This is a genomic window from Thermococcus aggregans, from assembly GCF_024022995.1.
Lineage (GTDB): Archaea > Methanobacteriota_B > Thermococci > Thermococcales > Thermococcaceae > Thermococcus_A > Thermococcus_A aggregans.
The window spans coordinates 1,471,002-1,485,644 of record NZ_CP099582.1; the positions used below are offsets into that span (position 1 = coordinate 1,471,002).

Genomic DNA, 14,643 nt, shown 5'->3' on the forward strand with positions numbered 1-14,643 from the left:
ACCTCAGACATAGCCTTTTTCTTTGAGGTACTCAATAGCCTTCCTGAGGACCTCTTCAGGAACCTCATTCGTGGAGTCGAAGAAGTACTCCTCCCTGAAGGCTTCCTTTATGACTTCAAGCCTCTTCTTGGTTCTCTCTATGTAGCTGTCATAGATTGGTGAAGTCACCACGAAGGGGTGCTCCGTCACCACAACGGTAAGCTCTGTAATTCCACCTACAGGGAAGAAGCGCGAGAGTTTTGCTCCGAACTGTGCCGAGGAGAGCATTCTGAACAGAGCCTTTAGCGATGCTTCCCTTCTTGCCCTTATCTCCTCCTCTGGGACGATTGGACCAGCACCGAGAGAGCTAACGCCTATAGCATCGAGGTCAAGGTTGAAAGTGAAACCGTACAGGGCGGTTCCTGTTTCCACGTAGTATATCATCTGCTCAGAGACGTTGCCCTTCTTGCCCTTGGCATCCATCTGTGCGTGCCTTGCATGGAGTTGGGGCTCAGCTGTAGCAAAGAGTGCCATGGATTTTATTGGCAGGGCATAACTCACCTGAAACGCTGAACTTCTTCTGACTGGAGGCTTTTCAGCGTAGAGAAATCCACCAACATCTTCAATGACACAGCTCTTTATGATTGTAGCTTCGATTTTCTTGGAATCATCTGGTATTGGGTCAATCTTCTTTTTGAGGTGTGCTTTGTTCATTGACTTAAAGAACTCTCCCTTTGCGCAGTCCTCACATACCGGAAGGTTCATACCAAGTGCTTCCTTGACTAGACTCCACTGGTAGGCATGTGCTAAGCTTTCGCCGCTTATGGCTGGAACGTAGACGGTCTTCAGCTTCCCATCCTCTTCGACTAGGTAGGGAACCCTACGGTGCTTGGTGTAATTTCCTGCGGTCTCAACCATGTTTAAGGCCTCTACATTTGCCTCAAATCTAACTCCAACGCTTAAAAACATCATTCCTCACCCCCTTTGGATGGAAAGGCAAGCGCTAGCGTGGCAACGCGCTTGGCAACACTCATATCTTTCCTCACGGCATTGAGAAATGTTCTAATCTCTTCCTCACTGGGTATTCTCGGGAGATATATTTTCTTTCCGTCCTTTTCGATATACTTTCCATAATTCTCATCGGTCTTAGCGCTCTCGTGTATCGAGCGAAAGGCTCTGAGTGCTTCAAGGATGGCCATTTCCACAGGTTCGTAGGTCAAAGCATTGCCTATTCTGTCCACATAGCCAAAGTTCCCCGTTCTTATGAAGAACCTCAGCATGTTTACAATCTCAGGGAAGTCCATCTGGAATCACCTCAGAACAAAGTGTGCATTTAGAATATATAAGCTTTGCCACGGATTAAATGTTTCATCCGGATAGGCCATATGTTTCAAAAAATTAAAACACTTGAAAGAGAGCTGTGAACCACTCAGGAAAACAGCCTGAATAATGGTGTTTTACTCTTCCTTGGGAACATTAGTCGTGGATATGAAACACCACCCCATTGCGTTTATTAAAACCACGCCACTAGAGGCTCATATTCCTTCACCCCAATGAGGTGCTTTATCAGTTTGTATGCTTCGAGACGTATCAGCCTCTGCTTTGTGACGTTTCTCCCAAGTTTACGATGTCTCACGCTTTTACTCAGCTCTTCATTATAAGTCCTCAAAACAATCTTCATCCCTTCCTTTGTGAGCAGGACACCATTTAACTCCTCTCTAAAGTGTTCCTTCTTTATTATTCCCTGCTTCACAAGCCTGTTCGCTATCCTGTCGGCAATTATCGGCTTGAAGATCTCACTTAAGTCCAAAGCAAGAGAAAACCTCCTTTCGCTCGGCTCATGGAGATAGCTTACCGTTGGGGTTAGCTGGGTGTTGTAGAGCTCACTAACTATTGTGGCATAGAGTCTTGAGTTCAGGAAGCTTATCAAAGCGTTCATTTCATTCTCAGGTGGTCTTCTGGTCCTTTTTACAATCTTGAAGCCGTCTGGCAGGGCTTCATCCCATAAAGCATAGTACTCTTGCCTTATCCTCGCCTCAACGTTCATGACATCTGTAATTTTTTCGCATTCATCCAACTCCTCCAGCAACTCATAGAACTTGTGTTTAACACCAAATCTTGCCAAATTTCGCTCCATGTTTTTTGCTGCACCAATTACAAACAGCTTTGCTAATTTGAGCCTCTTTTCTTTGTTCAAATAGTGCTCAGCCTGCTTTATAACCAAATCCCCTGAATGGAGGCTTTCCTTTGGGTAAAAGCTACCATCGTAGTGGCCGTAGTGGTTGAAGAAGTGAACAGCTATTCCTTTCTGAGCCAAAAAGTGGAGAGCCTGTGAGCTTATATTTACATGGCCGTAGATGTAGATGTCGTAAATTCCTTCAACGGCAAGAGGTCTTTTGCCCTGGGCGTTTTCAAAGTAGAGAGTGTTTTCCCTTCTGGTGAGAGTCCCATCCGAAAATAAAGTTAGGGACTTCTTTCTCATAATATCACCAGCTTACACTCTTTCCAACACCACATTCCACATAATTCGTTCCAAACTCCTCTGCAAAAACGCGCTCTGCCCTGCTCCCAGTACAGTGGCAGGGCATGACCCTTCGAACTCCTAACTTTTTGAGGCTTGTAGCTATTGCTCTAACTTCTCTTTCTGGTGCTCCAAATAGGTGAAAGCCCCCAACAACTAAGTAGGCATTTTCTCCTGTTATATTCTCTGCTCTCTCCACTATCTTGACTATTCCAGGATGAGAGCACCCAGTTACCACGATCAAGCCTTTTGAAGTCTTCAAAACAAGAGCTTGCTCCCCTACCGGAAACATTACCCCGGTAGTGTAAATACCTTCCAAAATTTCTCTTGGGTTGTTAATTTCAACGGCTTTTGCTCCAAAGCTGCGGACTCTCTCTTTAAAAGCTTCTGAGAAGGTAGCCGGAAGAAACACCGTCACATTTGGATTTTCCCTTAAAATTGCCCACAATCCACCGGTATGGTCTCCATGAATGTGAGAGAGAAAAACATACTGGATTGAGCTTGGGCTAATGTTAAGCCTCTCCATGTTGTTCAGCAAGATTTCACCATTGCCACCGGTGTCAAAAAGAATCGTGTAGTTTTTGAATTTCACAAGGGCAGCGAAGCCCCATGCGCTTTTAAAGCCGCTCAATGCCTTGTTGTCATAGACGATGATTATTTTGTCTTTGTCAGGATATTCTTCCTGTTGCCTGATCGAATTTTGTTGTCTAAATAAAGGAATGAAGGCCAAGACAAGCACCAAGATTGCCGCAATGAGTAGGGGAAGCTTTCTCATATCACCACCTCAAACCCAACAGAGCTCATAATACGCACATTTTTTGCACTTCTTTGTTTTTACGGGTTTTGGTGGAGCAGGAAGAGATTTTATCTGCTCGACTTTCCCTATGGCTTCTTCAACTTCGCTTTCCCTGCCTTCCAAGGTTATCTCTTTAGTCTCTCTGAGCTTGGGGTAGTTGATGACAGCCCTTGCCCTGATGCTAAGCTTTTTGAGGTAGTGGAGGTAGTAGAGGGCCTGCATTTCATGAGCTTTTTCCATTGATTTACCCTTTTTGATCTCGTGAACTTCAATAATGTCTCCTTTTTTGATGAAGTCTATCTTTATGCTCCCTATCTGGACTTCTTTTTCTTCTCCAAAGTAGCTCCTTTCGTGAAGGAATTTTCCTAAATCCACCCATTCGCTTTCCTGTTCCATTGTAAGTCCATGGGAGAAGTACCAGAGCTTCGTGGGGCATATGAAGAGGTAGTTTATTTCTGTGCCGCGGATAAGAAGGTCTGTGAGAGGGTATTCCTTGGAACTTACCATATTTCCCCTCCACTCCGAGGCTCCCTCTGTAGGCCCAGCTCTGAGCTGTATTCAAGCTCCGCTACAAGCACGTACTTTCCTGGCCCACTGTCAGAGAGCCTATGAAAAACCTCGTGTTCACTTGCATATAGCCACAGAGGGACGGGCACGAAGTAGCGATGAACCTCAATTGACATTCCTTGTTTGATAAGCTCCAGAGCTCTGTCCTGATAAGCCCCTGGAACAGCTTCAAGACCGTGGAACATCTCGTAGAATCTCCTCTCGCTCTCATTACTCTTTAGTGGCCTCAAGTCTTTAAACAGGTCAATGGCCTGTTCGTAGTAAGTCCGAACTTCGTCGGTGAGCTTGCTGGATAATGGCTCATATGCATGGGTAACGAGCTTGGGGACAGTTGATTCAAGGAGTGGTTTTCCGTCGAGTTCTTTCAAGAGTCTAATGCTCTCTTTTACGACTTCTATCGGATATATCCTCTTGTCTCCGTCGCTCCCATGTGTCAGAACATAAACGTCTTGCGGTTTTCCAAATCCCCGTCTGTTGACTCTACCAAAGCGCTGAATCAATGCATCCAGAGGTGCAGGTTCAGTGAGTATTGTAGAGAAACTTATGTCAAGCGAAACCTCAACGACCTGTGTGGCGACAACGATGTCGTAGTCGTTTAAGTTGGCAAGAAGCTCCCTCTCCTTTTCTTCCCTATCTCCATATGTGAACCTACTGTGAAGGAGCATTGCTTTGTAATCTTCACGCAAGCGTGAATAGACATCCATAGCTCTCGATACTGTATTGCAAGCTACCAAAATGGGGCCATCAGCGTGGATTTCAGTTAGTAACTCTTCTATGTCGTCCATTGAACCCTCTATGACATTCACACGGTGCCTCGTAAAGCGATCGGCTTCCTCGGGTGGAGTGCTGAGTAGATTGGGCTTAAGAACATCCCGCAGGAGTTGTTCAAGGAACTCTGGAAGAGTAGCGCTCATTACTAGGGCTCTGACCTTGCGCTCCCTCAGTAGTTCAAGCATTGCAAGGATTATTCCGAGGATATTCGGCTCGTAGGCGTGAATCTCGTCAAAGATAAGGAGGGAACCAGTTAGCTCTGTTAGTCCCATTTCGGGGAATCCGACGCCGAAAAATGGTTTCATAAGCTGGAACGGTGTGGTAACCTTAAGGGGCGTGTAAATCTTTCTGTAGAGAGAAGAGAGGCGTTTGTATTCAAGTTCAGATGAGTACAAGTAGAACCCCGAGGAGCTGTGTAGGACACCTACGAGTTCCGGCTCTCGGAAGAGCGCTAAAAGGCGAGAATGCATGGCGTTTATGCTGGCTTTGTAAGGGAGAACGTAAAATATCCTGCTGGATACTCCTTTTTTAGTTCTGAATGCATTCCTGTTTGCCCAAAGAAGAGCAGCTTCTGTCTTACCGTAGCCAGTTGGAGCACGGAGGATTAAGTTGCCTTCCGTTTCGCCTGCCTGTCTTTGGATTGGTCGCCATCTTTCAGGTGAAACCCTCAATTCCACGGCTGTCTTTATGTCCGATAGAAGGCGAATACCTAGCTCACTTGCGGAGGCAAGGTGGTCTGACGCATTAAGGATTCCGCGGAGAAAAATCAGCTCGTTCCAATATTTTTTCGTATTCTTTTCGTACCAGCTAAGCAGGGAATCGAAGTCGTAGTTCCCAATTTGGTCAGTCCAATTAGCGGGTGGTTTGAAAACTCCCTTTCGCCTTCCAAAGAAGTATAGCTCCCAGTAAGGGATTCGCTCGAAGAAAATCTCCTCGATGTAATCACGGTTCTGGAGGAGTTCTCCTACCTTCTCGTTGAACTCCTCCCTATGTTCCTTGCTTGGCAAAATTTCCTCAATCTCGTCGAGGGTTCTATGATGGGTTAGGATTGAGAGGGCAACGAGGTTTCTTTCATTCTCGGGGAGGTCTAAAAAGGCTGTAAATGGTGTCGAAAGTATTTCATGACGGTAACCCCACTTTTGAGGATTTTTCTGGAACCCACTCGCACATTTGCCAAGGTCGTGAAGAAGAACTGAATAAAAGGAAAGTTCCCAGACGCGCGGAAAAAACTCCTCAAACCACTTAAATGCAGACCTCATGCTCTTTAGTACATTTATAGCGTCGTTGGTATGACACTCAAGGAAATCGTGGGGTAGGAACTTTGCATAGCAGACCCTCATTCGTGCCACCTGTGTAGGTAGACCCCGACCCCTAGTTCTTCATCGTAGGGAAGCTTCAGTTTAGGTGCCCTGCCCTTCGAAAACGGAAGGACAACAAAGGGTCTAACCATTCTGGCTTTTCTGGGGGTTACAGAGTAATCATATTCGACTACAAGAGCATGAACGACGCCAGGGACTCCAAGTTCGAGGGGAAGGACAGTTCCCCCAACAGGTGCCTCCTTTTCTTCAAGATGAACTTCTCTTATCTCCTCTACTGTCGCTACGTCGCTTGAACGGCCAAGGAGGAGCTGGTATTTAGGTCGTCTAAAGTGTTCTTCCCACTCATCAGGGAGATAAAGGTAGAGCTCGGCGTTGTACAGGAATTCGCGCTTCATTATGTCTGTTTCAACTTTCCCGAGGGCGTAGATTTTCTCTAACTCTACGCCTTTACCTTCACTTTTGAATACATATCCAAGGTAGGGCAGTTCGGTCAGATAAACGGGCTCGCCTTTTGCCGCTGAGAGGAGTCCCTGAATTGTTGAAGGTGGTGGGACTGGTAGTGTTGGTTGATAACCTGACTGGAAAGTCGGATAACGGAAAGAGGCAGTCCACGCCCGCAGCTTGACCCTTATCATGGGCTCACCCGTAGTATGCCTCAATTTCCCCCGCAAACTTCTCTATAACTTCCCCAATGGTGCCTGTAAAGACTTCAATACCCTCTTTCTTCACTGTTTTAGCGATGTCGTCAACGTTCCAGCCAAGAGAGCGGACAAAACCAGCGTCATAACCTATATAAAGCTTTGTACCTTCAGGAATTACTGTCTTCAGCTCAGTGAGCCTCTTCGCAAGGGCTTCAGCGTCGAAGCGGATTTCGCCACTTTCCTCGAAGACGATGTCGCTTATGAACGGGTTAATGCCTGCATCGATGTTAAGGAGCAGGACAAACTTCGGAGTTACGTCAGTGTGGTACTGGGTCTGCTTAGCCCCACCAGTCAGGAAGCGGAGTGCTTTAATCGCTTCAGTGGCGCGCTTCTTTCTGATTTTAGAGGGCATTAGCCACTCCTTGTCATTTCTCTCAACGCCGAGTTCCTCTGCTATTTTTTCCATCTCTTCAATTTCCTTAACCACGTCTTCTGTACCCTTCTTAGGGTTGCCATTCTTATCTTTAGGCACGTCGTCCCACGTGAGTAAATTCTTGAAACCTGCCTTGCCAATGATTGTGAACCTTCCAACGGAGTCGAGGTCTAATGAAAAAGCTCCTTTGAAAACTGTTGAGTAGAACTCCTGGCTGTAAGGAACGGGGTCTCCTTCATGCCTTGAGGCATAGCCTTCATCAACGGTTAATGAGTTTCTATCCGGGAGTATTGAGATTAATGGTGTGTTCTTTAAGGGCGATACTCTTGTGACCGTAACGTTAATCCCACTCTTCTTAAAGGCTCTCATATAACCGAAGACATCATCGTCGGGATACTTGAGTGGATTTGCTGCAGTAAAGACCTGCTTCTGCTCGCGGTAGAGCGGAGAAAGTTCCCAGTTGAAGTGTTCCTTAAGGGTAAAGCGCCACCAGTAACGCCAGGCCTGTGGGGAGACGTAGGGATAGCGCCTTCCGCCTCTCTTGAGGGTCTTAACTCTCGTTACATTCCTATCGGCGAGGCTCTCATCAATTCCAAGCATGTTTAACGCAGAGTGAGGTGCGTCAATCAACACCATTCCAGTTGCAAATCTCATTCTTCCACCCCCATTCCGAATATCTCAACTTCTTCATTTTCTTCAACTTCTTCTTCGGCCTCTTCAGAGGCCTTCATAAGGCGGTCGTGGAGCTTTTCGTAGACCCTAAAGAGAAGCAAGTGCTTTACTGTCCTCCATGATACGTTTAAATCCTCACCGTACGATGTGAGAATCGTCGCGAACTCGTCGAAGGTCATAAGGGGTTTCTCTATTCCGAGCCTTTGGCGGAGCTTTTCAAGGTTCACAAAGAAGGCCTCAAACTGGTAGAGCTTCTCAGTCCTCTCCAGTTCCCTGACGCGCCTTGAAAGCTGGTTGTCAGGGAGCCTCTCCAGCGTTTCAACGATCTTATCACCAACGTTTTTAATAAACTCCAAAGCATCCTTATCCAAACCCAACACCTCCGAACAGTAGAAAGACAGGAGCGACCATTTCGAGTTCGCACGGCGGTCTTTCATGTCAATGAAGTATGGCAAGATGCTTTCTCCCGATAAAAGCCTAGCGTAAACCTCGTTGGCATAGCTTTTCTCGTATTTCTCAAATTCTTCCTCACTCGGCCGTTTACGCCAACCCATTGCGACTATTCTCCTCCACCCCTGTGAATCTTTCTTGCTTGCGTGAGCAACAAAGCGAAGAACCGGCGTTGGAACGTGGATTATGTCAAGTTCCTGCCCTTGGTTGTTATTCACAAAGTAATAGAGGGCTATGGAGGCGTTTGCCCATAGCTCGTCGCGCTCTGTCTTCCGCATTAACTCTCCGAGGAGATGGAATAGAAAGTTCTCCGGCCTCTTGAAGTCCCGTGCAGTCGAAGCGAGGAAGCTTTTTCTAACATCGTTTATGGCCTCCTTGTGAAGTTCGAGCATAAGCTCGTAGGGGTAAGCGTGAATCACGAGAACTCTTCTCCCAACTTTGTAAGTTACAAGGGGCAGGAACTGAGCAAGGAATAAGCAATGGGAACAGACGTTAAAGCCATCTTTGGCAGAGGGAAAGTAATTTGGAACGCCACCGGTGCCGACTAATGGAAAGTCTGAACGGTAAACGGCTTTCGGACGAGAATGCCTTCTTCCGCAGATTTCGCAGATTGGCGCATTAGGATCTTCAGGCTCCTCCAAAAGAGCCCTCAGGTTTTGAGCTATTGCATTGGGGGATCTCTTTTTAGACATACTTGGGTTAGCCATAAGGATTCCGCTGTTTGGTAGCATCATCGCGTGAATATATCCAGAGCTCCACTCCTTACGAGCATAGAGCTTCGAGGCAAATTCTATCGCATTCCCTATATCTTCTTCAGTAAGCTCTTCGGGGGAGCTCTTGCCAGCAACTAAAAGCACTGCAACGAGACCAGCATCCACGAAGGGATGGCCCGTCCAATAGAACTGAGAGTTCTGTTCTTTCACTTTACCCGTAAGCTTTTTTGTAAGCGAGTTGGTATGTTTTTCTTCTTGTTGGTTTTCAAGGAACGCATCAAGAGGCTTTACCTTCCCTTTTTCGATTCTTTCCACCTCCTCTCTCAGGTTTATCAACCTTCACCATCCCAAATCCTAGTGAGTTCTTCTCTCCAAAGCCCGCTTGATAACCAACTTTTATCAGCTTCTCATCCCCGTAAGCCTTAAACACGAGGTGCCACGCCCTCTGAAAAATCCCGGGCTTGACTTCAAAGCGCTTGGGCTTGGCCTTCAGCACTTTAACCTCAAACTCATTGGGAGGCTTCTCCCCATAAAGCAAGACGTACTTCTCCTTCAAATTCTCCTTTAAGTTCTCGTAAAATTTCTCCTCCATCGGGCTCAGGTCGTACTGTTTAAGCCTTCCGAGCTCGGGCTTTAACGTAGTAACCGCTATGGGCGAGAGGGTCAAGTAAGTCCTCCCATCATAAGAGGAGGGTTCTGCTAATGCTTTAACTTCCTCCACGTAGAATTTTTCGCCCCAGAGCGTTACCTCTGGATCTTGGAGGAGGCCTCCGATGAAGGCTTCTGCAATAGTTGGTATGGGCGTTGAGAAGTAAAAGAAGCCCTTTCCTTTTCCGAGGAAGTATTCTGCTCTTGGAATTGTCTTTCGCTTCTCGCTCATGAAGAGCGAGTATGTGAAGAGTTTTGGCACTTTCGGCCTGTGGAGGGAGAGGCTTAATTCGGGGTTTATTTTTTGGATTCTATGGTAGATGAGGCCTTGAAGGTAGTACTGGTGATTGTAAGGGACTTTAAACTCTGAATTCTCCCCGCTTAATCTTATTAGGAACCTCATCAATACTCCCCATTATGGGTTCTCGATATCGTTTGATTTATTATCTCAAAGTATTTAAGCATTACTTAACAAATTGTAATGCAACTCTACAACGATCCGGAGAAACTTCTCATATCATTAAAACAGCGTGGAACAAATTTAAAATAGAAAACTAAGAGATCACGCACTTGCTCCAGCCGCACTTGGGACATGTTGCACAGCCACTCTCCATCCTAAGCTCCACAAGTTCCCCATCTTTCTCGTAGCAGACCGGACAGTAGGCTACTCCAAGAAGATCTTTTAAGTTTCTCTCCTCAACATCTTCCTTCGCAGGTTTTTTTGTCTTGGGAAGGTTCAGGGAGAACGTTGGAACTTCTTTTCCGTTGGTTCCATCTATTATTGCCTCAACATCGATGAACTTCTTGAGCCAGGGTTCCCTCTCGACTATTTCCCTTAGTATCTTCTTGGCATATTCGCTCGGCTTCGCTGGCACTCTTTTCTTCTTTTCTCCTTCTACGCTATAAACCTGAACACTTAAGCTCCCATCCCTGTAAACCGTGACTCCCTTACATCCTAACGCGTGGGCCAAAAGGTAAGCGGCTTTAACGTCCTCAACCGTTGCATCGTTGGGCATATTTATTGTCTTGCTTGCACTATCCGTAAGCCAGAGCTGAATACTAGCCTGAGCAAGGAGATGGTCAAGCCAGTGTATGTCCATTGCGGTTACAAAAACTCTCTGCATTTCCTCGGGTATTTCCTCCAGTCCCTGCACGCTTCCATAGTTATCGCTTATCTTCTGAAGGATCTCATCGTTGTAGAGACCTCTCTTCTTAAGCTCTGCCTCGAAGACGGGATCAACGTAGTAGAACTCTCCAACGGTAACGCTCTTCTTGTAAACCAGAGCAAACACAGGCTCAATTCCGCTTGAAGTGTCAGCTATCATTGAAACGCTTCCAGTTGGCGGGCAGGTAGTGACCATTGCGTTCCTTACGCCGTGTTTCTTGATTTCCTCAACGAGCTCGTCCCACGGAAGACTCCATATTTCCCTGTGATAGTAGCCTTCCACAGGCAACTCTCCCTCCGGGTATTTTGTCTTTTCGTAGAGCGGGAAGGTTCCTCTCTTCTTTGCAGCCTCTATACTGTACTTATAGGCGTAGAACGTTAGGTATTCCGTGGCTTTGCGCATGAAGTCGTAGCCCTCTTTGCTGTTGTATGGTATACCGAGCTTGAAGAGCGCATCTGCCAAGCCCATCATTCCGACACCTATTCTTCTTGTGAGCTTCGTATTGTAGTCGATCTCCGGAAGAGGGAACTTGTTGACGTCGATAGTGTTGTCGAGATACTTAGCTACCTTTTGAATCACATAGGCGTACTCCTCCCAGTCAAAGTAGGGCTTTCCTTTGTCGTCATACTTTACGAACTTTGCGAGGTTTATAGAGGCCAGATTACAAGATTCGTAGTCGTAGAGAGGCTCTTCTCCACAGTTCTTACTGACTATACCGTTTGCTATGTATTCATGGACTTTTTTCATAGTCAGTGTGTAAACTAGTTTACTGCCAACAGGCTCTATGTGTATGACCTTCTTGCATCCCTCGGGATAAACTTCAACACATGCTCCTACTTGAAGATCCTTCAGCCGTACATACTCTCCGTTAACCTTGACTTCGTGCTCTTCATCACCTATGAGCTCCGTTCCATCTTCGAGAACAATTTTTATCGCTGGCTTGAATCCAACCTTCCAAACGTATGCTTCGACTTTTTCACCGTTTGATGCTATTACTTTAACTGGGCTCAGGTATGCTCTTGGTTCGCCTCCCTCTCCAAGTGCTCCTTCATCAAGAACGTCGAGAGTTTCGGCGCTCTTTGACTTGGCAAGCTCAAACAGCTCTTTAATTGTCATTTCTCCAGCTTCGGTCAAAATCTTGGTCTCCCCAACAACACACGGGTTGGTTGCTCTTATCTTTTCGCCTTTAGCAGGCTCCAAAACGTTCCTCTTGTTTATTACATCAAAGAAGACTACACCAGGATCAGCCTTTGCCCATGCCATGTATGCCAGCTCTTCGAAAAGGCTCTTGGGATCAACTTCCTTCACTTTCTTTCCTGTTCTTGGGTTAATTAGGGGGTACTTCTTGCCTTCTCTGAGAGCCTCCCAGAAATCCTCCCAAAGACCAACACTTATGTTGAAGTTGCTCAAAACATTGGTTCCAACGTTCTGCTCTTTTGCGTGGATGAATTTTTCAATATCTGGGTGCCAGACTTCGAGGATGCCCATGTTAGCTCCTCTTCTTACTCCACCTTGTTTTATAACATTGCTAACAGCATCTATGAGGTGCATGAAGCTAATTGGCCCCGAAGCTGCTCCCGTTGTCGTTCCCACTAAATCCCCCTCAGGACGGAGCTTTGAGAAGTTAATTCCCGTGTTGTGGACGAAAATCATTCCATTCTCACCGGCAAGGTAATTCTGGTATTTTTCCACGGTAAGGTCGTAGAAGGTCTTTGGCTCATTTGTTGTGCTTATTTCCCTAACCACCTCAAGACCTTCGACAAGGTGGAGCATTTTCCTAACATCTTCAGCTCCTGTTGCGTCGTAGAGCTTTCTAAGCATTTTCACGAGGGTCGCTTTCGAAACCCTTCCTCTGGTGTGCCACTGGCCAAGAGATATTTTTTCGTTTTTGATTATGGCTAGGGTCTGACTGCCGTTCGTTTTAAACTCAACGCCATGCTTTGATGCCCATTTCTTAAACGCCTCAAAGCTGAGCGGAAGACCAAAGGTTCCTCCCTTATGTTTGCTTATGAGATTTTCAAGTTTCTCTCTCTTCTCCTTGTTCCGAAGGTGCTTTCCTACGAGCTCATAGAACCTGAGAAGTGAAGAGTACTCCCCAACGTGAACTACATAATCAACTCCGTCTTTTCTAGGTTTCTCTCTCATCCTAGCCTTTACTCCAAGAGCGTTTAAGTAGTGAGTGATAGCATCTATCAGCTTTTTGTTTGTCATTCCAAGTTCGATACCCGGTTTGTTGTTGACGTGTCCCTCAGCATCAAAAAGCCCAGCTATAAATGATAACACGGCATCACGACCATTCTTGAGAATTTTTGGTGGGATCCCATTGTCTATCCCATCCAAGAGTTCCAAGTAGTGTGAGGTTATTTTTCCGGCTTTTATGTCAATGTAGTAAATGTTCCTGTCCTTCTGAAGGGTATATCTCCTTCCAAAGGTTTTCTCAAGATGCTTGTTGATTATATCAAAGGTTTCAGCCCTGTAGTCATATATCCTCAATCTGTCGTAGATGTATTCGTGTCCCTTGACATGCGAGTGATACTTATCAAAACATCCATCGCCTGCTATAAATCCAGCAAGCCAGTAATCAAAGAGGAACTCAGGGGTATCCTCATCCGGAACTCCTCCAACTAAAATATCCCCTTCCCTGAGCTCATCTGCTCTCTTTTCAATGACATCAAACTCGGGCGTGAGTACAAAGAACGGGTGCCATGGGGATGTTAGAATCTTAGTGCCTTTGTTAGTCTTGATTTCATACTTAGTCACTTCTTCACCAAGCTCATACCTCCAGATAACGGTGACTTTCCCTCTGGTGACTCTCTTCTTTGCAGGATCAAATGATTTTACGTATATCGGAACCTTTTCAACATTTATTCCCCAGCGATGATATTCTGGGTCGTAAAATTCGCCGAGAGTTTTGTAGCGCTCGTACATTTCCGCCATCGTTGTTAGATGCTCCTCGCCTTCGTTCTCGAAGAGTATCCTAGCATTCCCGTCTATGCACCCACCACCCATTTTTTGTATTATGGCTACATCATGGGCAGCCTTCATTATGCTTTCCATGTCATCTTCTATTGGAACAACAAAGCACGCAGAAAGCATTCCCAAGGGTCTTCCGGAGTTTATTAAAGCGGGGGTGTTGGGCATAAAAACTTGGTTTACCATTAAGTTAAAGAACTCCTCTACAACCTCTTCGTATTTGTCGAACTCACCGTTCTCAAGCATCTTCAAGAACTCGTCGATGCTTACTTTCATTTTCCCTTGTTCTGCCAGCTCTTTGTAGAGGTTTACCATTCTTTCGAAGTGGTACTTGTTAAGCTTAAAGCGGCCTATGCTGTAAACGCCGTCAAAGTTCTCAAAGTTCTGCAGATAGTACTCAACCCTCTTCAAGTCCTGAGTGTAGTTTCCGTCTTTAGAGAACACTCTTTCGTCATAAAGAAGGTCCGGAATCGCTGCTAAAATAGCTACCCTCTCAAAGAGCTGTTTTGGGCTTTCGATGATCTTTCCTTCTTCGTTCCTTATGAGGTATCTGCTTGCCAAAACTCTCAAAGCGTTTATTGAAAAGCGCTTGTCTATTTCATCGAGCTTTTCTTTATTCAGGATTTTTCTTTTCTCCTCCCTAATTTCGGCTTTCTTCTTTCTGTAGATTATGTAAGCTTTGGCAACCTCAAAAAGGCCATTTCTCATTAATTCGAGCTCAACTATATCCTGAATGTTTTCTATGTGGGGAATCTGCCCTTCGTAAAGCTCATTAATTCTATCAACGACATCTTTAACAATCTTATCGAGAAGATTCTCATCCCTAACTCCAACTTCCCACATTGCCCTTTGTATAGCCCATCTTATACGGCTCTCATCGAAAGGAACTATTCGGCCATCTCTTTTCATCACTTTTTCAACTGGCATATAAACCCCCCTGTCGTAGTATTTTGTTGTTCCATGATACCTTAGTAAAAGTATCAGTAGAGAGTAA

General features: G+C 45.8%; 11 protein-coding genes. All 11 read right to left on the bottom strand.

Going from position 1 to position 14,643, the window contains the following annotated elements:
- Positions 1-3: 3 nt before the first annotated feature.
- A complete protein-coding gene (gene cas7a / locus NF865_RS08030) occupies positions 4-948 on the bottom strand; it encodes a type I-A CRISPR-associated protein Cas7/Csa2 (protein WP_253304224.1) in 945 nt (314 codons plus the stop codon).
- Positions 948-1,283, bottom strand: coding sequence for a type I-A CRISPR-associated protein Csa5 (gene csa5, locus NF865_RS08035; RefSeq protein WP_253304225.1), 336 nt, complete (start codon positions 1,281-1,283; stop codon positions 948-950). The genes cas7a and csa5 overlap by 1 nt, the downstream gene beginning before the upstream one ends.
- A gap of 209 nt (positions 1,284-1,492) precedes the next feature.
- A complete protein-coding gene (gene cas1b, locus NF865_RS08040; protein ID WP_253304226.1) occupies positions 1,493-2,461 on the bottom strand; it encodes a type I-B CRISPR-associated endonuclease Cas1b in 969 nt (322 codons plus the stop codon).
- A 4-nt stretch (positions 2,462-2,465) separates the two neighbouring features.
- On the bottom strand, positions 2,466-3,275 hold the full coding sequence (locus NF865_RS08045; RefSeq protein ID WP_253304227.1) for an MBL fold metallo-hydrolase: 810 nt from the start codon (positions 3,273-3,275) through the stop codon (positions 2,466-2,468).
- 9 nt (positions 3,276-3,284) lie between these two features.
- Complete coding sequence (cas4, locus tag NF865_RS08050) at positions 3,285-3,803, bottom strand: CRISPR-associated protein Cas4 (RefSeq protein ID WP_253304228.1); 519 nt, start codon at positions 3,801-3,803, stop codon at positions 3,285-3,287.
- On the bottom strand, positions 3,797-5,974 hold the full coding sequence (gene cas3, locus NF865_RS08055) for a CRISPR-associated helicase Cas3' (RefSeq protein WP_253304229.1): 2,178 nt from the start codon (positions 5,972-5,974) through the stop codon (positions 3,797-3,799). The genes cas4 and cas3 overlap by 7 nt, the downstream gene beginning before the upstream one ends.
- Entirely contained in the window at positions 5,971-6,588 is a 618-nt protein-coding gene (cas5b, locus tag NF865_RS08060; RefSeq protein WP_253304230.1) for a type I-B CRISPR-associated protein Cas5b, read from the bottom strand. The genes cas3 and cas5b overlap by 4 nt, the downstream gene beginning before the upstream one ends.
- 4 nt (positions 6,589-6,592) lie before the next feature.
- Positions 6,593-7,681: a type I-B CRISPR-associated protein Cas7/Cst2/DevR gene (gene cas7i, locus NF865_RS08065; protein ID WP_253304231.1), complete on the bottom strand. Its 1,089-nt coding sequence runs from the start codon at positions 7,679-7,681 to the stop codon at positions 6,593-6,595.
- A complete protein-coding gene (gene cas8a1 / locus NF865_RS08070) occupies positions 7,678-9,072 on the bottom strand; it encodes a type I-B CRISPR-associated protein Cas8b1/Cst1 (protein WP_436317672.1) in 1,395 nt (464 codons plus the stop codon). Before cas8a1 ends, cas7i begins: the two co-directional genes overlap by 4 nt.
- Before the next feature lie 67 nt (positions 9,073-9,139).
- Positions 9,140-9,913: a CRISPR-associated endoribonuclease Cas6 gene (gene cas6 / locus NF865_RS08075; RefSeq protein ID WP_253304232.1), complete on the bottom strand. Its 774-nt coding sequence runs from the start codon at positions 9,911-9,913 to the stop codon at positions 9,140-9,142.
- Positions 9,914-10,064: 151 nt separating this feature from the next.
- Entirely contained in the window at positions 10,065-14,576 is a 4,512-nt protein-coding gene (locus NF865_RS08080) for an adenosylcobalamin-dependent ribonucleoside-diphosphate reductase (RefSeq protein ID WP_253304233.1), read from the bottom strand.
- Positions 14,577-14,643 lie beyond the last annotated feature (67 nt).